General features: G+C 54.9%; 16 protein-coding genes and 1 riboswitch. Of the genes, 9 read left to right on the forward strand and 7 right to left on the reverse strand.

What is annotated here, in order from left to right; genetic code table 11:
• Positions 1-106: 106 nt before the first annotated feature.
• On the reverse strand, positions 107-3091 hold the full coding sequence (gene uvrA, locus RB602_RS12040; RefSeq protein WP_317080829.1) for an excinuclease ABC subunit UvrA: 2985 nt from the start codon (positions 3089-3091) through the stop codon (positions 107-109).
• A gap of 229 nt (positions 3092-3320) precedes the next feature.
• Here uvrA and RB602_RS12045 point away from each other — a divergent pair, with 229 nt between their 5' ends.
• From RB602_RS12045 to RB602_RS12065, 5 genes are all read left to right on the forward strand, one after another.
• The gene (locus RB602_RS12045; RefSeq protein ID WP_317080830.1) at positions 3321-3893 is read left to right on the forward strand and encodes an SH2 domain-containing protein; all 573 of its coding nucleotides are present in this window, start codon (positions 3321-3323) and stop codon (positions 3891-3893) included.
• Between the two features lie 78 nt (positions 3894-3971).
• Positions 3972-4643: a transposase gene (locus tag RB602_RS12050; RefSeq protein ID WP_317080831.1), complete on the forward strand. Its 672-nt coding sequence runs from the start codon at positions 3972-3974 to the stop codon at positions 4641-4643.
• 268 nt (positions 4644-4911) lie between these two features.
• Positions 4912-5361, forward strand: coding sequence for a hypothetical protein (locus RB602_RS12055; RefSeq protein WP_317080832.1), 450 nt, complete (start codon positions 4912-4914; stop codon positions 5359-5361).
• A gap of 17 nt (positions 5362-5378) precedes the next feature.
• The gene (locus RB602_RS12060; RefSeq protein ID WP_317080833.1) at positions 5379-6995 is read left to right on the forward strand and encodes a hypothetical protein; all 1617 of its coding nucleotides are present in this window, start codon (positions 5379-5381) and stop codon (positions 6993-6995) included.
• Positions 6996-7474: 479 nt separating this feature from the next.
• Positions 7475-8308: an IS5 family transposase gene (locus RB602_RS12065; protein WP_317080037.1), complete on the forward strand. Its 834-nt coding sequence runs from the start codon at positions 7475-7477 to the stop codon at positions 8306-8308.
• On the opposite strand, the gene RB602_RS12070 is transcribed toward RB602_RS12065, so the two are convergent.
• Together RB602_RS12070 and RB602_RS12075 are read right to left on the reverse strand one after the other, a co-directional pair.
• Positions 8274-8681, reverse strand: a complete 408-nt coding sequence (locus RB602_RS12070; protein ID WP_317080834.1) for an SEL1-like repeat protein — start codon at positions 8679-8681, stop codon at positions 8274-8276. The genes RB602_RS12065 and RB602_RS12070 overlap by 35 nt on opposite strands.
• A 234-nt stretch (positions 8682-8915) precedes the next feature.
• Complete coding sequence (locus RB602_RS12075) at positions 8916-9845, reverse strand: hypothetical protein (protein WP_317080835.1); 930 nt, start codon at positions 9843-9845, stop codon at positions 8916-8918.
• 157 nt (positions 9846-10002) lie between these two features.
• Between RB602_RS12075 and RB602_RS12080 the strand changes: the two genes are divergently transcribed.
• Positions 10003-10407 carry a hypothetical protein gene (locus RB602_RS12080; RefSeq protein ID WP_317080837.1) on the forward strand — a complete coding sequence of 135 codons (405 nt, stop codon included), beginning with the start codon at positions 10003-10005 and terminating at the stop codon, positions 10405-10407.
• A 15-nt stretch (positions 10408-10422) separates the two neighbouring features.
• Here RB602_RS12080 and RB602_RS12085 read toward each other — a convergent pair whose 3' ends face one another.
• Together RB602_RS12085 and RB602_RS12090 are read right to left on the reverse strand one after the other, a co-directional pair.
• On the reverse strand, positions 10423-10962 hold the full coding sequence (locus tag RB602_RS12085; RefSeq protein WP_317080838.1) for a hypothetical protein: 540 nt from the start codon (positions 10960-10962) through the stop codon (positions 10423-10425).
• Between the two features lie 57 nt (positions 10963-11019).
• Positions 11020-12984 (reverse strand): TonB-dependent receptor plug domain-containing protein, encoded by a 1965-nt coding sequence (locus RB602_RS12090; RefSeq protein ID WP_317080839.1) that lies wholly within the window; start codon positions 12982-12984, stop codon positions 11020-11022.
• 91 nt (positions 12985-13075) lie between these two features.
• Positions 13076-13281, reverse strand: a riboswitch (cobalamin riboswitch).
• A gap of 82 nt (positions 13282-13363) precedes the next feature.
• Between RB602_RS12090 and RB602_RS12095 the strand changes: the two genes are divergently transcribed.
• Both RB602_RS12095 and RB602_RS12100 read left to right on the forward strand, forming a co-directional pair.
• Complete coding sequence (locus RB602_RS12095; RefSeq protein ID WP_317080840.1) at positions 13364-14869, forward strand: MATE family efflux transporter; 1506 nt, start codon at positions 13364-13366, stop codon at positions 14867-14869.
• A gap of 164 nt (positions 14870-15033) precedes the next feature.
• Positions 15034-16230, forward strand: coding sequence for a cell wall hydrolase (locus tag RB602_RS12100; protein ID WP_317080841.1), 1197 nt, complete (start codon positions 15034-15036; stop codon positions 16228-16230).
• A 6-nt stretch (positions 16231-16236) separates the two neighbouring features.
• Here RB602_RS12100 and RB602_RS12105 read toward each other — a convergent pair whose 3' ends face one another.
• Complete coding sequence (locus RB602_RS12105; protein ID WP_317080842.1) at positions 16237-17571, reverse strand: enoyl-CoA hydratase-related protein; 1335 nt, start codon at positions 17569-17571, stop codon at positions 16237-16239.
• A gap of 118 nt (positions 17572-17689) precedes the next feature.
• Between RB602_RS12105 and RB602_RS12110 the strand changes: the two genes are divergently transcribed.
• Complete coding sequence (locus tag RB602_RS12110) at positions 17690-18829, forward strand: DUF3667 domain-containing protein (protein ID WP_317080843.1); 1140 nt, start codon at positions 17690-17692, stop codon at positions 18827-18829.
• Positions 18830-18873: 44 nt separating this feature from the next.
• Here RB602_RS12110 and RB602_RS12115 read toward each other — a convergent pair whose 3' ends face one another.
• On the reverse strand, positions 18874-19275 hold the full coding sequence (locus tag RB602_RS12115) for an acyl-CoA thioesterase (protein WP_317080844.1): 402 nt from the start codon (positions 19273-19275) through the stop codon (positions 18874-18876).
• Between the last annotated feature and the right edge of the window lie 21 nt (positions 19276-19296).

Raw genomic sequence — 19296 nt, forward strand, 5'->3', positions numbered from 1 at the left:
AGAATGTCTCAAGGCATCTTCGAAGATACGCAACACCGTTCGAATAACTTTCAACAGCAAAACGCTTCTTTGCAAATCTACTATCGCCTTGGGCTTGACCTTTGGTTCACTTCGCCAACATCCCCTTCAAATACTCCCCGGTAAAGCTCCCCTTCACCTCAGCCACATCCTCCGGCGTCCCCTCGGCAACCACCTGCCCGCCTTTCACGCCGCCTTCCGGCCCGAGATCAATCACCCAGTCCGCCGTCTTGATCACGTCGAGATTATGCTCGATGACCACCACGCTGTTGCCCTGTTCCACCAGCCGGTGCAGCACTTCCAGCAGCTTGCGCACATCCTCGAAATGCAGGCCGGTGGTCGGTTCATCAAGGATATAGAGCGTCTTGCCGGTCGAGCGTTTGGAGAGTTCCTTGGCGAGTTTCACCCGCTGCGCCTCGCCGCCCGAGAGCGTTGTCGCCTGCTGGCCGACCTTGACATAGCCCAGCCCCACCTCGTTCAGCATCGCCATCTTGTCGCGGATCGGCGGCACCGCCTTGAAGAAGCTGACTGCGTCCTCGACCGTCATGTCGAGCACATCGGCGATGCTCTTGCCCTTGAATTTCACCTCCAGCGTCTCGCGATTATAGCGTTTGCCGCCGCATTCCTCACAGGTGACATAGACATCGGGCAGGAAGTGCATCTCGATCTTGATGACGCCATCGCCCTGACACGCCTCGCAGCGGCCGCCCTTGACGTTGAAGCTGAACCGCCCCGGCTTGTAGCCGCGCGCCTGCGCCTCGGGCAGGCCGGCAAACCAGTCGCGGATATTGGTGAAGGCGCCGGTATAGGTGGCGGGGTTGGAGCGCGGGGTGCGGCCAATCGGCGACTGGTCGATATCGATCACCTTGTCGCAATGCTCCAGCCCGGTGATCCTGTCATGCTTGCCCGCGATAATCCGCGCGCCATTGAGCACGCGCGCCGCGCCGGCATAAAGCGTGTCGATGGTGAAGCTGGACTTGCCGCTGCCCGACACGCCGGTGACGCAGGTAAAGGTGCCGAGCGGCACCGAGGCGGTGACATTCTGCAGATTGTTGGCGCGCGCGCCATGCACTGTCAGCTTTTTGCCATTGCCCTTGCGCCGCTGTTTCGGGACGGCGATTTCCTTGCGGCCCGTCAGATAATCGGCGGTGAGCGATTTTTTCGATTTGAGGATCTGTTTCAGCGTGCCTTCCGCCACCACCGCGCCGCCGCGCACACCCGCGCCGGGGCCGAGATCGACGATATAATCGGCCTGGCGAATGGCGTCTTCATCATGCTCGACGACGATGACAGTGTTGCCGAGATCGCGCAGGCGTTTGAGTGTCACCAGCAGCCGGTCATTGTCACGCTGGTGCAGGCCGATGCTGGGTTCATCCAACACATAGAGCACGCCCGACAGGCCGCTGCCGATCTGGCTGGCGAGACGGATGCGCTGGCTCTCGCCGCCGGAAAGCGTACCCGATTTGCGGTCGAGATTGAGATAGTCAAGGCCGACATTATTGAGGAAGCCGAGCCGCTCGATAATCTCCTTGAGGATCGGCTTGGCGATCTGTTTCTGCTGGTCGGTAAGCTTGTCCTCCAGCACCTCAAACCAGGCGAGCGCATCGCCGACGCTGCGCCGGGTGGAGATGGAGATATCCTCGCCGGCAATCTTGACCGCCAGCGCCTCGGGCTTGAGCCGCGCGCCATGGCACACTTCGCAGGGCTGCGCCGTCTGGAATTTCGCCAGCTCCTCGCGCATCCAGGCGCTGTCGGTCTGCAGCAGGCGGCGGTTGAGATTGCCGATCACGCCCTCAAACGGCTTTTTCACCTGATAGCTCTTTTTGCCATCCTTGAAGGTCAGCGTCACCGGCAGGCCGCCGGTGCCGGTGAGGATCACGTCCTTGTCCTGCGCCTCCATATCCTTCCACGGCGTGGTGAGATCAAAGCCGAAATGGTCGGCGAGGCTGGTCAGCACCTGCATATAATAGGGCGATGGCGGGTTGGACTTGGCCCAGGGCGCGATGGCGCCTTGTTTGAGGGTAAGCTCCGGATTCGGAACGACAAGATCGGGATCAAAATATTGCTTCTCGCCAATGCCATCGCAGGCCGGGCACGCGCCCTGCGGGGCGTTGAACGAGAATAGCCGCGGTTCGATTTCCTCAATGGTGAAGCCGGAGACGGGGCAAGCAAAGCGTTCGGAGAAAATGATGCGGTTGTCCGGGACGCCGGTGCCTTTCATCTTCTGTCCCTGGGCGCTGACTTTCCCTTCCCCGTTCGCATCGAGCGAAGTCGAGATGCCGCTCTCCGGTGTCTCGACTTCGCTCGACACGAACGGCTTTTGGGCCATAGCCTCTGCAACCGTCCCCTCGGCCAGATCAACATAAGCCAGCCCATTCGCCAGCTTCAGCGCGGTCTCAAAGCTGTCCGCCAGCCGCGTGTCCATACTGTCATCATCGCGCACCACCAGCCGGTCGACCACCACCTCAATGTCATGCTTGTATTTCTTGTCGAGCGCAGGCGCTTCCTCGATATCATAAAACTCGCCATCGACGCGGACGCGGGCAAAGCCCGCTTTCTGCCACTCTTTCAGCTCCTTGCGATATTCACCCTTGCGGCCGCGCACCACCGGGGCGAGCAGATAGAGCCGCGTCTTTTCCGGCAGCTGCTTGACCCGGTCGACCATCTGGCTGACCGTCTGCGCGGTTATCGGCTCGCCGGTCGCGGGCGAATAGGGCACACCGACGCGCGCCCATAACAGCCGCATATAGTCATAAATCTCGGTGACGGTGGCAACAGTGGAACGCGGATTGCGGCTGGTGGTCTTCTGCTCGATCGAGATCGCCGGCGAGAGGCCTTCGATATGCTCGACATCGGGCTTCTGCATCATCTCGAGAAACTGCCGCGCATAGGCGGATAAGCTCTCGACATAACGCCGCTGCCCCTCGGCATAGATGGTATCGAACGCCAGCGACGATTTACCGCTGCCCGACAGGCCGGTAATGACGATCAGCTTGTCGCGCGGCAGATCAATATCCACGCCCTGAAGGTTATGCTCACGCGCCCCGCGCACGCTGATCTTTGTGAGAGACATGGCAGCTCTTTCCGACAGTCCAACATTCGGCCCGAACGACCTTATGTTCCATAAATGTTCTGATGGCAAGCGCGGCTATGCGCCTATCCCCTGATAGGCAAAGAAATGGCGATTGGCGTGCGAAAATGCAATGCCCGATGCTGCTTATATCCGTCCATATAGGGCTGGTCGAAATCCGGTTGCAGATCGGCAGGAATGCGCGATGCTCCTCTGAAAAAGGGGAGGAACCATGGACAAATCACATCTATACTTTCGCAAAGCGCTGGCCGGTTCGGCTTTCACAGGCGCACTTCTGCTCTCATTCGGCAGCACTGCACTGGCGCAGCAAAACAGCACAGCAGCCACACCAAAGCCGCCCCCACCCTGCTCCACCGAAGCACATCGCGCCTTTGATTTCTGGCTTGGCGAATGGGACGTCACTCCGGCGGGCCGGGAAGCCCCTACGGCCATCAACACAATCGAAAATATGCATGGCGGCTGTGTCATCCGCGAGAGTTATAGCACCAAGGGCGGTTATAGCGGGATGAGCATGAGCTTTTACGACGCCGCCCGCGACATCTGGCATCAGACATGGATGGGTCTGGACGGCAATGCGCTCTATATTGAAGGCGGCGTCAATGATGCCGGCGCGATGGTGCTGAGCAACAAAAACTGGCCCGGCTATGTTGAGGGATCACCCGTCAATCGCGTTACCTGGACGCCCGATGACGATGGCTCGGTGCGACAGCATTGGGAGCAATCAACCGATGGCGAAAAGACATGGACGACTGTTTTTGACGGGCAATATGTGAAGCGAAAATAGGCGGTTTTCACCTGTGACAGAAACGTAGGTATTATGGTGACACTTGCAACAACCCCTTATTTCGCCTAGCCCCTGCCCATGGCTCGTCTCCCCCGTATTGTTATTCCCGGCATACCGCATCATGTCACCCAGCGCGGCAATCGGCGTGAGCAGGTGTTTTTCGAGGATGATGACTATGCGCTTTATCTCGATCTGCTCGCCGATGCCGCCGCAGAGGCGCGGGCAGAAATCTGGTCTTACTGCCTGATGCCCAATCATGTGCATATCATCATCACGCCATCGGATGAGGATGGGCTGTGGCGTACCTTTCGCAAGGCGCACCGCCATTACACCGGCTATATCAATGCGCGCATGCGGGTGACCGGGCATTTATGGCAGGGGCGCTATGGATCGGTGGCGATGGATGAGACGCATTTTGTCGCAGCATTGCGCTATGTCGCGCTCAATCCGGTGCGTGCAAAGCTGGTCAGCCGCGCCGAGGACTGGCCATGGTCGAGCACCCGGGCATTGATTGCGGGCAAGGATGATCGCTTTGTCAAAACCGCCCCGGCGCTGGAGCGGGTGGGCGATTTCAAGGCGTTTCTCGGCGAGGATTTTGACGAGGAGATGACCTATGCCGCGCTCCGCAAAGCTGAAACGCTGGGCCGCCCTATCGGCTCGGAGCAATGGCTCGACGATATGGAGGCCAAGCTGGACTGCAAGCTCCGGCCCGGCAAAAGGGGGCCAAAGCCGAAAGACGCGAAGTTGTAATCAGGGGTTATTGCGACTGCCACAAGAATAGAAGTTACGAAAGGGACACTCTCAAGCGGCAGAAATATGGGAACATCCTCACGCGGAGGCGCAGTTTAGAGAATGTATTTCGGGGTTATTGCAAGTGTCACCGTAATTACAATTTGCTCCTGAAGAGAATCAGCCCTCTACTCAAGAGCAAATCGATGCAACAAAAACGGCGATAGAAGGAATTCTCGCTGTCATTCAAGATATAGCAGATAAGCATGGCGGTGATCAGCGTATAGAATTGCCAGATGGAAGCATTACTACTGCATCTGATCTTATAAAGGGGTTAGGTGATCTTTATGCAGGTATAGATTTAGGCATTACCCTAGGTGAAGTAGCTACTGGTGATAAAAACATTAGAGAAGCTTACCACGTAGTATTTGGTATAACGGTTGGTGCGGCTGTGGCTTCGGCAGGTGCCTCGGCTACAGTGGCATTAGCTGCAGGCTTCACTGCAGAATACGCAGCTAACCATGTTGTACAATGGATAGGTGCTCTCGGTGATCTAAACAGAGATTTTCAATCATATGCTGATGAGCAGATTGAACAATTTATAAAAGAAAATTCTAATATCAAACCCGGCACCTATAACAATCCCATAGAATTATATAGAGGAATGTTAGGGCTTCCTGAAAACCCTTATAATAGAGAAGTTGGCGGACCACACCTTAACCATATTCCGATACCCTAAATAAAGAATGTGCAACAATGAATAGTGATAATAGTAGGCATCTTATATATAGAATCATTTTATCTATATTGTCCTGCCTACTATTATCTTTTGATTGCCAATCTCCGAACTCATCAAAATACGATCTGTCTGAAATCATTGATGAATCAAATAATGGTATAAGCACAATTATAGTTGATCTCCGTGGCGGTAATTGGTCAGATAGAGATTCAGTATGTGGGAATTCTCATTTATTTGAACATATTCTAGGGAGAAAAATCTTTGAAGAATTGCTTTTATCTCAATTGGACTTTGGGTTCTCAGTAAATGGCTTTACCTCTCCCGATTCGATTATAATCATTGTAAAGGTTGGCGGTGCAAGAGCTGGAGTAATTAGTGCTCTCGAAAGCATTCAAAAAGCTCTAGGCACAACGCCGGCTAGAGAAATCGTTAGCCAAGAGATTCGTGTTGTTAACGCTGAGATTAAACGCCTGTCCAAACCATCTCATGATCTTGGTCAGTTAACTGCGTCATTGAAGGGTGATAATGGCAACTATCTTATCGGAAATTGCCTTCGGCTTCCAGATCAATTGGATGTCAACGCTGAAGACCTGATCATTGACTCAATAAGTGTCATATATGAGAGTGGAGACTCTATATTATATGACAGATTAAATATATCGAACAATCGTGAATCCTCGAACCTTGCAATTAAGGGTACAGATTTTATTGAAGGTCGTAATCAACCAAGCGCAGTATATTTTAATGCGGCCCCGCAAGACGACCTTGATGGGACAAAGACTATTAAAAATTTAGCACTATGGCACTATATTTCAGGTAAAATTGATGGTAAATCGCAAATACACTTCACTCCAATAAGTAAGCTTGGATTTATTGCTAGAATAAATGAGGAAATTGATAATAATATACTGCAATCATACAAAGAATCATTCTTAAAATTAAATGATGAAGAATTTACGGAGCACATTAAGTTTGCGCAAAACCTATTCTGTGCTAATATGGGGAGAAAAAACGAGGATATAAGCTTAGTAAGTCACAGAGTCTCTATTGATTACTGGGCAAGCATGTCAACTTTCACTAGAGTGTGTAAAAATAACCACTATGCAGAATTTATGCCGGGTAGTTATGAAGATATTTATTTGTCTTATCCAATGCATGGAGAAGATTCTAATTTTAGCAGTAATACACGACATAGCGAGCTTGATAGAAATGACAATATATTAAATATATGCAATCATACGATGTATGATGATGGTATTTACTATGATTATTATCATTCACTGATGACGGTGATGATATTGCAGGAATTACGTTTTCAAAAAGGTGTCGTTCTATCCGTCAAGAAATCCTATAAATCAGACGGTTGCTTCGCATTTATGATTAGCGAGATGACTACTTCGCGCACAGTTATAAAGGATACGGTACGACAGCTCTTTATCTTCGAAGATAATGTATTGAATAGCATGAAGATCAACAGGGCGCACAAGGCATTATGTCTAGAATTTTCTTTATTAGCCAGAGATCAGATTAATGATAGAGAATGTAGCTTGGAAGCAAAAGCTGGAACAGTGAAATTCATTAAAGAGTTCACGAATAACGCTAGTTATACATGGAATGTTGGTTCAGATATATGAAACCCTGCTGTCCTAAGTGCAAATCACCTGTGGAATTCAAGAGGTCTTTATTCAACCGTGGCAAAGCATTCCAATGCTACAGATGTGGCACTTTGTTGATTATAAAAAAAGCAAGCACGTTGCATGTGATTCTTTTAATTTTAATTATAGGTGCTCCATTAAAATATATAATTAATATGGAATATGGATTTATTTATATGTTAATAATATTTTTTATTTTGCTTATATTGGAGTATTTAATACTAAAGGTAGATATATTTGAACATGAAGATTGACATAGAGCTGTTGTATATTATTAATAAGTATCAATGCCCTCTCTTTCAATACAATGATTGAAAGCAAAATCCTGCCAACAGTGTCGCACCAGCTAGTGCTTCGCAAGGGGTAAGGCGTTGGTTCTAAGAGCCTGATCCGAAAGTTATTGAACAATACCAGCCATTTGTGATTCACACCTGCTTTGCGAAGAGTAGGAGTGAAGCATGGCATGGACTGGTATTGCCCGGGCTGAGCATAGCCGGGAAGGTTTGCGATATCCATCGGATATGACGGATAGGGAGTGGATGTTGCTGGAGCCGTTCATTCCCCCGGCGAGGCGTGGTGGTCGGCCGCGGACGGCGGATATGCGCGAGGTGGTCAATGCGCTGCTCTATATTGCCTCTGCCGGATGTGCATGGAGGTTGCTGCCCAAGTGTTTTCCGCCAGTGTCGACGGTACGGCGCTATTTCTACGCATGGCGGGACACTGGCCTGTTCGATACGCTCAACATGGTGCTGGTGATGAACCTGCGCGAGATCGAGGGGCGCGAAGCCTCGCCCAGTGCTGGCGTGATCGACAGCCAGAGCGTGAAAACCACCGAGAGCGGTGGAATATCGGGTTATGACGCGGGCAAGAAGGTGAAAGGCAGGAAGCGGCACATCATAACCGACACATGCGGGTTCCTGATCTTCGTCCTCGTCCACAGTGCCGATATTCAAGACCGTGACGGGGCTGTCGATGTGCTGGCGGCAACTCGCCACCGCTTCCCCTGGTTGCGACACGTCTTTGCTGACGGAGGATATGCAGGGCAAAAACTGGGGGTTACGTTGGCTGGCATGGGGGCGTGGACCATGGAAATCATCAAGCGCTCCGATCACACCAAGGGCTTTCAAGCCCTGCCACGCCGATGGGTCGTCGAACGCACCTTCGCATGGCTAGGGCGATGCCGACGCCTCGCCAAAGACTGGGAAACATCCATCGAAAGCTCAACCGCATGGGCGCTCATCGCTTCCATCCGTATGATTATACGAAGAACCGCAAAATACTGTTATGCTTGAGATACTTTCGAATCAGGCTCTTAGCTTCAGCCAGCCCCACTTGCTTCACACCGGTATTTAGCGGAACAACCCGACCGCTAGAGCCATTGCCAACGGGTGGAGAATAGACCCACATCAACCCACCACTGTCCTTTGCAGCTCTTTCATAAAGCTTACGCGCAGTCTTAAGGTCACGCGCCACCCCGCGCCCCTCTTCAAACCGGATGCCCAGATCAAGCTGCGCCTGTTTGTCGCCCGCTTGTGCGCGACTGGCGAGGGACTGTATGGCCCTCTCGTCATCGGTGAGCGTCGGTGCGGTGAGATCAATGCCGTAATAGCTGGAAGGCGCGGCGCAGCCCGTGGCGAGCGTCAGCAGCATGGCCATCGCGGCCATGGGAAAAGCGCGCAGGTGCGCTGCCTTCGCCCTCCAATCTGTCATTCCTATTCGGTACACACGCATCTCCTCTCTGCTACGCCAAGGCAGCAGAGCATAAACTCATAACGCGGACCCAGTCATTCTTATTATCGCTACGCCAGTCACAGCGCAGGGGATTCTTTATTTGGCAAGACTATCGCAAAAGGGCTTAATCGCAAGGCGATTTCACGATGTATTTAGACCATAACTTCGCTATTGCCTCATGAAACAAGACAACCGTATCTCCTTCGCCACCTTATCATAAGTCACCGATGAACAATGCTGCAGATCGTCCTGGCCGATGGTCAGGAAATAGCGGTTCTTATCCTTCTTGCCGTTGGCCGCCATAACGACAATCTCGCTGCTGTCCGCATTGGCGCGGGCGAGATCGCCGTCGATTATGCCTGATGAATCACCGAAATCGGATTTGCGGACATAGAAGCTATCGAGCGAGACCCCGCACAGGTCCAGCGGTTCGGCCAGCGCCAGCTTGCGGATCGGGCGTTCTATGCCATAGGCGATTTCGGTGCTGTCACTCTCGCCGACAAACTCGCCATCATGGAAATCGGCAATCACCGCCCCTGCTGCTGCTGTTGATAACGACTTACCCCTCTTTTGGGTGAAGCCGATATCGATGATCTTTTCGCCCATGGCGATCCGGGTCACCGCGCTCCCCCGGTTATCAAGCGGGAAAGTGCACAATTTCTCCCCCGCCTGCTCGCGCCGCCATTGGATGCGGACGACATCATGCGGCAGGCCCAGTGGCCCGACCCCGCCATCATGGTTGGGCGCATAGCTGAGATCCGTCCACAGCGAACGGCTTTTCCAGTCGAGATCGCCAAACCGGTACTTCACCACCTTGGTATCGGCATCCAGCTCAATCGGCCCGATCAGAAAACCGCCGCCAATCATGCTTTTGCCGATATCTGCGCGGTCCACCAGTTCGGGATTGAGAATAGGTCGGCTGGGGCTGGCGCCATCGACCACCAGCGTTATCGGCTCCTCTTCGTCATCATCAATCAAGACGACGCCGGACACCGCAAAGTCACCACGCAGCACCAACTCGCTGGCGGTTCCTTCCCCGGCCTCGGCCATGGTCGCACTGAGCAAAAGGGGCAGCAACAGCCCCATAAAGCTTTTCATATACTTACCCTTTTGCCCACGTCTAGCGCAGCGCCCCTTACCGCAACCTTTACAGCAAGGTGTCGCTTTTATGGCAGATTTCGGAAAGATGTGCAGCCATGTTGGATTCAGGCGCAAGGCCGGATAGCATCGCCCCATCATCAGGGAGGACAGGACAATGATGATTCAACAGATTTTCACTATCGCCGCATTGTCTGTAGCGGTGGCAACACCCCCATTGGCCGCACAGGATAAGACGAATAGCGGCGATGACACCGGCGCAGAAACCCCGCTGACCCCCGAACAGGAAGCCCGTCGTCAGGCCAATGAGCAACAGGCCCAGATGGCGCGCGAGCAGGTGCGGCGCAATGTTGAAGGGGAAGCGCAATATAATGCCGAGCTCGCCGAACAGAGCGACGAGCTGATTGATCGGGCAGGCTCGCTGGCGGAATATGATGCCGCGGTCAAAGCCTATGAGAAGGCGCGCGCTGACTATGAAGCCGCGGTGAAGCAATGGCAGGCAGATGTTGCCGCCTGTGAAGCGGGCGACCGCAGCCGTTGTGCCCAGCCTGAGGCCGAATAGCCCCAAGCCCGGGCCCTATTGCGCGGGGGCGATCTGGCTGATTGCCTTTTCCCCGGTCATATAGGCGATAATATAGCGCAGGCTGATCAGGCCGGTGAACCATAGCAGGTCATTGATACCGACCGCTGTAATAATCTCTGCGGAGAAATTCTCCGCGCCGCCGCCATATCCGGCATAGGCGCGCAGCGCGACCTGATGCACCGCAAAGGCCGCGGCCAGTGCGGCCCCTGCCCGCAGCGTGAGCGAGGCAAAATTCTGCCGCAGTACCAGATGCGCCGCGCCAAAGGCCAGCAGGGTCGCGCCGAAAATGGCAATACCATGGCCAACCGCCTGCGCGTCCCATGGGAAGGACAGCAGCAAAAAGCCGACAGCCTGATTCACCGCCCAGACCGATGTCACCAGAGCAAGCCCGTTACGCGGCTTCATCGTCAGCGCCGCAAGCGTCGCGAAAGCGGCAAAGGGGAAGATACAGGCCAGCATCAGACAGCCCATGATGGTGGTTGCACCCAAAGATGCGGGCCAGATCGTCGTTTTACCCAGTGTTTCGGTGTTCATGCGGTTTCCCTTCTGATTTGGCGTTCTCTAACAATTCCTTGGGCGCAACTCAATCGCCTATAGCCTTAACCGTATTCCGCCAAAGGCTGACTGGCCCGGCGTCGCAAATCCGGCTGCGGTCTGATAATCGACATCAAAGGCATTCTCCAGGCGACCGAAAACCTCGATATTTTCGGTCACATTCAATGCCGCGCGGAAGCGCACGGTGGAGAAGCCGTCAAGCGGTCGTGTGTTTCCGGCATTGTCAAAGCTGTCCGACACCAGCCGCAAATCCGCGCCCAGTCGTAAGCCATTGGCAATCTCTTCGGCAAACCAGTCCGCCGCCAGAGTCAGCGCATGGTCAGGCTGGCGCGCCAGTTGATTGCCGAAGTTAAAGCTGCCCTCGCTGCGGTTCTCGGTATCGACATAGGTATAGACAGCGCGCGCGGTGACGCGACGTGATGGCCGCACCACCAGCTCCGCCTCTACCCCACGAGCGCGTGTTTCGAGGATATTGTCGAAAATGCCGCTGCGCCCGTCGCATAACGGGTTGTCTGCCGGATCGATGCCAAAGCAAGAGAAGAAGTCGATCTGGTTATCGGTATCGCGCTGGAACAGCGTTACCGAACCCGCGACAGGCCCGGAGCCATTGCGGTCCTGATACTCAATGCCAACCTCATAGCCCTGGCTGGTTTCCGGGTTGAGATTGGGATTGCCAAAGAAGGACAAGAGCTGGAACAGGCTGGGTGCGCGGAAACCTTCCTGATATGCGGCGCGAACCCGCCAGCCATCATCGCCTATGGCCAAGCTGCCATCGGCGCCAAAGGTGACTTCGGTGCCATATTGCTCATGGTCATCAACGCGGACACCTGCGGAAACATTCACCCGGTCATTGTTGAAGCGTACCAGGCCGTAAACACTGTCCAGACCGCTATCGCCGACTGTTCCGGTGTCGAAGCTGGTTTCCTCATTTTCCAGGCCGAAATAGACATCCACCGTATCAGTAACCGCATATTCGCCACGCAGCTCCAGCCGCTCATTGCGGCCTTCGCCGAAGAACACCCGATCGGTGCCAAAGGCCGGGTTGAAATTGTCGCGGTTGATATCAGCGATGGAATAGAGCGCGCGGAGGTTTAGGCGGTCACCGCTATATTCAATGCCAGCAGAACCCGAGACCTGCGAGGTTTCCTGAAATTCTGCGGTATCGATCTGGGCAAAAGGCGGGACAAACTGGAAGCCGTCAATATCCAGTTCGCTATCCGCATAACGCGCTTGGGCAAAGAATGAAAGCTCGCTGGTAAGTGCATAAGCGACGCGGCCATTAACGAAGAGCTGGTTATAGCCATCATCTTCTGTTCCACCATCAAAGCTGGAGAAGCCATCACTCTCCAGATAGCCGCCCGAAACACTGACATTCAGGCCATCTGCAAGATCGGGGTTGAGACTGCCGGTCAGCGAATAGGTGCCGAACGAGCCGCCTTCTGCTGTGAAAGAGCCGATATCGCCGTCACCGCCGGTTTCCACCGCGATAATACCGCCAATGGCGTTGCTGCCCCAGATGATGGAATTGGCACCGCGCAGTACCTCAACCTTGTTGATGTTTTGCGGCAGGATATTGCCGAAATCAAAACCCGTTCCGGGCGCAGAGGGATCGTTGAGACGCACCCCATCAACCAGCATAAGCACCTGATCCGAGGTACTGCCGCGCAGGCGAATGCCGGTGAAGCTGCCTAAGCTGCCATTGCGGGTGGTGGTGATGCCGGGTGCCCGCTCCAATATCTGGGTAATGTCGAGGGTCTGGATGCTGTCAATCTCGTCTGTGCCGATAATGGTGATGCCGCGATTGAGTTCATCTGTGAGACCTTCCAGGGCACTGCCCAATACGGTGACAAAATCGTCGCGCAGGAAGTCGGCTATATATATCTTGTCGCTTGCATCGACTTGTGCGTCAGCATCGCCATCCTGCGCCAATGCCGGTGTTACCAAAGTGCATAGTGCCCCTGCACCGCAGAGCAGTGTTGCCTTAACTGTTTCTATTCGCATGGTTTCACTCCTTTCCCATGACGGTCACACAAAGTGTCGTCACGCGGAAAGCAGCCTTTCCTCGTTCCCCCGGCACACCCCGTCCGATGGATACGACGACCGGTGGCAGGCTGGTCTCCTGGCTCCCGGGTCATCGTCTTGGGCGCCGCCTTCCCGAATTGCTTCAGTGGCATATGGCACACAGACTCGCCGGTCACAGTTGCGGGGGCAGCTTCGGCTTACCGGGCGTTATTCGACCCGGCTTCCAAATTCCCAATTCACGCCCGTCTCCGGGCGACCTGTACCGTGGGAAAGCGGTTATCGTTTCGATAAGCGGTTGGCAAGATGGTTTGATGACCAAGGCAGGAGCGGAATATGCCCTTTTAAAAGAAATGCTTCTTTGCCTTTGGTCACCTCAACCCTATATCCTGCAAAGCTATTCCGCCCCAGAGTTGCGAGAACCCCGATTTTCAAACGCGCTACCCAGAACGGCCAGACCATCGCCGGCGACAGCGCCCCGCCGACACGTGCTGGGGAGAGCGCGCCGCGCGGATCGCTGAGCGCGCAACCGGGAAAATTCCTTACCGGCGGCCTCATGAACCATGTCGCGGTGATGACGCTGACCTCGTCCTTTGGGCTGCTCGCGATGTTCTTGGTCGATTTTCTTGACCTGTTTTTTATCGCGCAGCTTGGTGATCCAGCGCTGACCGCAGCGATGGGTTTCGCCGCAACATTGTTGTTCTTCAACTCGGCACTGAATATCGGCCTGATGATCACCATCAGCGCGCTCGCGGCCAAGAGCATCGGCATGGGGCGCGGGGAAAAGGCCAATGTGCTGTTCACCCATGTGATGATTATCGGCATGGCGCTGGCTATCCCGATGGCCATCTTGTTCTGGCTATTTGCCCCCGGCTGTATGGACGCCATTGGTGCGACCGGGCATGCAAAAGACGCCGCAATCCAATATATCCGCATCGTCGCGCCATTTAGCCCTGTCACTGTCATGGGCATGATTTGCTCAGGCTTTTTGCGCGCCCATGGTGATGCGCGACGGGCGATGAACACCACCTTGGCCATGGCCGCAACCAATGCAATTTTCGATCCCCTATTGATGTTCGGGCTGGACTTGGGTTTCACCGGCGCGGCTTACGCGACGGTGCTTTCCATTTTCGCGATGGCGATAGCTGGTTTTTGGCCCGTATTGCGGCTTTATGGGGGTTTTGCGCCGTTCAACAAAGAGCATTTCATGGCCGATCTGGCGCCGATCCGCGCTATCATGGGCCCTGCCGTCCTCACCAATTTGGCGACCCCTGTAGGCGGATTTATCACGTTTCGCTTTCTCGCTGAATATAATGAAACGGTAATCGCCAGCTATGCCGTGATCGGACGGATTATCCCGGTGGCCTTTTGTCTGTTGTTCTCGCTCTCAGGCTCGATTGGCCCGATCGTTGGCCAGAACTTCGGCGCGCAAAACTACGACCGGGTGCGCGAAGCTATTCGCAGCGCGGTTATCTTCGCCACCGGCTATACCCTGCTGATCTGGCCTGTGCTCTATTTCGCCGCGCCAGTGATCGCAAAGCTGTTTGACCTCAATGCAGAAGGCCTAGTGCTGCTCCAGGTCTTTGGCGGCATTGTCGCGCCATTGTTCCTGTTCAATGGCGTGCTCTATATCGCCAATGCAACCTTCAACAATCTTGAGCGCCCGCGCTGGTCAACATGGCTTAACTGGGGCCGCAATACGCTGGGCATATTGCCGTTTCTTGTCATCGGTGACTGGATGGCGGGAGCCGCAGGCGTGATCGCCGCACCTGCCATTGGCGGCGTGATCTTTGGCATGATGGGCTATGTACTGGCAATTCGACTGGTCAATAGCCACGAACAGAGCGCGCATAGCCCCCGCAGCTAAGCTCTGCCGAACCCCATCCGTTAACCCCCATAGGCCGTGCTGTCCCGCATAGGGACGCAAACGTAAAATGTGGCCTGGGGCATATCTCCATAATGGATGAATGTGCTACATATATGGAGGAAATATGCCGGGTCGCGGCATGAGAAGGGATAAAGCCAAGGATAATGGGGCATCACAGCGCTCACCAGCCGAAAAGGCGGGCAGCGAGTCGCAAGCGATTGCGGCGACGCACGCCGCTGCGTGAAGCTTTAAGGCGCAAATTCAGCCTGCGCGAAAAGCTGCTTTCTGGCGCTCTCTTTGTCCTTTCTGCTCTTTCGATCACCCAGATCGGCACCGCGCAGAGTGAGAATTTCAGCAACGATATCCCGACCTATGATGATGCCCGCAATCTCTGGTCAGAAAGGTCCGCCGACAATTTCCCCGGTTCGGCCTTTTATTATCTCGCCGAGGATGATGCCTGGAACGCTGCGGGTGGTGCATCGCTTGCCGGTAGTGCCTTTCCGCCGGGTGCAGTGTCAACCGCTGGCAGCTTGGGCATCACGACGCCAGCCAAGGCCTTTGCGCTGACCGGCACTTCGCGTGATCGTTATCGCGCGCTGCAATGCCTGACCACGGCGATCTATTATGAAGCAGCGCTAGAGCCCGATGCCGGGCAGCGCGCTGTTGCACAGGTCATTCTCAACCGTGTGCGCCATCCCAGCTATCCCAGGAGCGTTTGCGGCGTTGTCTATCAGGGGTCAGAACGCAACACCGGCTGCCAGTTCACCTTTAGCTGTGATGGCTCCATGGCCAGACGCCCGGACCGCTATCACTGGACCCGCGCGCGCCGCGTTGCCAGCGATATGCTGGGTGGGGCTGTCTTTGTTCCAGCGGGGCTTGCCACCCATTATCACACCACTGAGGTCAGCCCCTATTGGGCTCCCAGCCTCAATTTCCTCGGCACCATCGGCGCGCATCGTTTCTATAGCTGGAAAGGCAGTGCCGGTCGTGCCGATGCATTCTCTGGCCTGTATAGCGGGCATGAGCCAACACCCGGTCCAAAACCAAAACGCGCTATAGCCACCAAGATGGACGTGACCGACCCCATCGCACTGGCGCGCGCCTATGAGGCGGCGATTGCGCAAAGCAACCAGGCGGCAGAAGACATTGCGGCGAAAAACGCGGCAGTCGGTACATCTACGGCGCGCGCCAAAGCGATTGTGCCAGCGATACAAAGCCCGGACTATTCAGCCCAAGCTATCGCCAAGGGTGGCGATGCCAATTACCGCGCGCAAAATCTGCCCGGTGCAAGCAATGTCCGCCCCGAATATCAAGACAGCGGCAAATGGATCGCGCAGCCGGGGAAAAAGCACCGCGAATAAGTGCGCTTACCGCCCGGTAAAACGCGGCGCGCGTTTCTCCAATATGGCGTCAATCGCCTCGCGATGATCGTCCATCTGCTGCAGCACGCCCTGCCAGATCGCAGCCTCATCCAGATGCTCGCCCAGCGACATATCGCGGGCATCCTTGAGCAAACGCTTCGACTTGCGGATGGCTGCTGGCGGATATTGCACCACCATCTCGGCCAGCGCCTGCGCGCGATCAAGCAGTGCATCAGGCGCCAGAACTTCGGTCACCAGACCATAATCCAGCGCCTTGGCCGCATTGATAAATTCACCGGTAAGCAGCATCTGGCTCGCCCGCGCCATGCCAATGGTGCGCGGCAGCAACCATGCACCGCCATCGCCGGGGATGATACCGACACGCAGAAAGCTCTCGGCAAAAACTGCATTATCCGCAGCGATACGGATATCGCACATACAGGCCAGATCGCATCCAGCGCCAATGGCATGGCCATTAATCGCGGCAATGACCGGCACCGACATCGCGTCCATTGCCCGAGGAATACGCTGGATATGATCGCGATACCATTGTTCCAGTTCAAGCGGGCTCATCCGCTTCTCGGCAGTCAGCGCCTTGATCTGTTTGATATTGCCGCCCGAGCAGAAGCTGTCCCCTGCCCCGGTCAGCACCACGCAGCTAACCTTGCTGTCTGCCTCGGCCTCGTCCAGCGCATCGACCAATGCGGCGATCACTTCTTCGGACAGCGCGTTGCGCGCACCCGGACGGTTCAACATGATCGTCGCAATACTACCATCGACGCCGTACAGCACCGGTGGGCCCGCAATCTCGCTATCAGCAATGTCGCTGCCCATTTCCGTGCCATGGTTCTCGGCACTGATCGGTACCCGCTTCTTCTTGTCGGCATAGTCACCGCCATGAAAAAGCAGCGGCGGCTTGTCGTCATGTTCAAAGCCGACCACCTCACCGACAAAGATAATATGGTCACCGCCCTCATAGGCATGGCGGGTCTTGCAGCGGAAACGCGCGGTGCAGCCTTCGAGCAAAGGCAGCCCCGTCTCGCCGACATTCAGACCGGCAAATTTATCCTCAGTGCGCGAGGCAAAACGGTTGGAGAGATCATCCTGATCGCTGGCAAGGATATGCACCGCAAATTCCTCGGCTGTCTCAAACACCGGCATGCAGCGAGAGGTTTTCGCCAGCGACCACAGCACCAGGGGCGGATCAAGCGACACCGAGTTAAAGCTGTTGGCGGTAACGCCCACCGGCGTGCCGTCCTCGGAGCGCGCGGTGACAATGGTGACCCCCGTGGCAAACTGACCAAGAGCATCACGAAATGTGCGGGGATCAAAACTGTCCATAGGGCGTTTATGGGGCTGTAGGACAGGCATTGCAATTGACGCTTTGCCAGATCGGTCACTTTTGGCTAGATTGTCAAATGCGCAAGGGGATAAGCGCAACCATCCTTCAGGAACAGATATGTCCAGTGAATTTGAAGCAATTGGCACCATGGCCGAAGGTTCCATGGCCGGACGCGTATTTGAAAAGCGCGATGGCGAAACCGCTGCGGATGCCGATCATCCGACGAAATGCCTGAATTGCGGTACCGTATTGGTCGGCTCACACTGCCATGCCTGCGGCCAGCCGGGCCATGTTCACCGTTCGATCAGCGCCTTTTGGCACGATATTCTGCACGGGGTTTTGCATTTTGACGGTAAGTTCTGGAACACACTGCCGCTATTGGCCTGGAAGCCGGGTGAACTGACGCGACGCTATGTGCATGGCGAACGGGCAAAGTTTATCTCGCCCATGGCGCTGTTCTTGTTCACCATCTTCATGATGTTTGCGATCTTCTCCTTTGTCGGCTCGCCCGGCATGGCTGATAGCAGCACTGAAAGCACAGATAGCGAGACGGTACCCGTTGATTGGAGCTGGCAAACCGATGAGCAAAGCCTGGCCGATTTAGAGGCTCAAATTACTGAACAGGAAACACAGCTGGAGCAGAAAACCCTCTCCGAAAGCGAACGCAGTAAAATACTGGAAGAAATCAACGCTGCAAAGGGCAAGGCCAATGCGATCAGCTTTACCACTACAGGCTCCGTCCGATATCCTGAGCTGATAAAAGAAGATGGCGAAATTGCCGGACTGGATGCTGAAGGCAATGTCGATACCGGTGTGCCATGGCTCAATAAATGGGTCACCAATGCCGCCAAGAAGGCGAACAGCAACCCCGAACTGCTGCTCTATAAACTCAAATCCAACGGCTATAAATTTGCCTGGTTGCTGATCCCGCTATCCATTCCTTTTGTCTGGTTGGTGACAATCGGCAAGCGCGGCCATCGCTTTTATGACCATGCGGTCTTCACCACCTATTCGCTATCTTTCATGTCGCTGCTTTTTATTGCCTGTGCGCTATCGGTGAAATTCAACATCCTGCCCGCTTTGGTGATTACAGCGTCTGTCCTTTACGCGCCATTCCACCTCTATCGCCAATTGCGCCATGCCTATGGATTTTCGCGGATCGGAACGGTGCTGCGCTTCTTCGTGCTGTTCGCCTGCATCAATCTGGTGGCGATGCTGTTCTTTGCGATATTGCTGGCGCTGGGATTACTGGGTTAGGTCGCGGCTGCGAGATATATCTGGAAGGATGATCGACCCGGCGCTCAGTCGTCACCGGACGGGAGAAACTGCGCCACCACATCCTTGGTGAGCCGCGCAGGCTTGAGCGTTTCGGCATCGATGCAGCACCAGCTCGATTTCACCTCGGCCAGCACTTCCTCGCCGCGCCGAATCACCGTGTCGTAAAAGGCGCGCGCGCCATGCACCTTTTCAAGGATGACCGTGGCCACCACATCATCGTCGAGAAAGGCCGGTTTGCGATAGGTAATCTCATGCTTCAGCGCGACCCAGAGATGCTCCGCAACCGCCGCTGGCGGCGCGATTTTCTCCCAATGGGCAATCACCGCATCCTGCACCCAATTGAGATAATTGGCGTTGTTGACATGGCCCATAAAGTCAATGTCAGAGGCGGAAACGCTGATGGGATGATCATGCTGCTGCGTCATGGTGCTGACACTACTGTCAAT

Origin of the sequence: Parasphingorhabdus sp. SCSIO 66989 (assembly GCF_032852305.1) — a bacterium.
Classification (GTDB): Bacteria; Pseudomonadota; Alphaproteobacteria; order Sphingomonadales; family Sphingomonadaceae; genus Alterisphingorhabdus; species Alterisphingorhabdus coralli.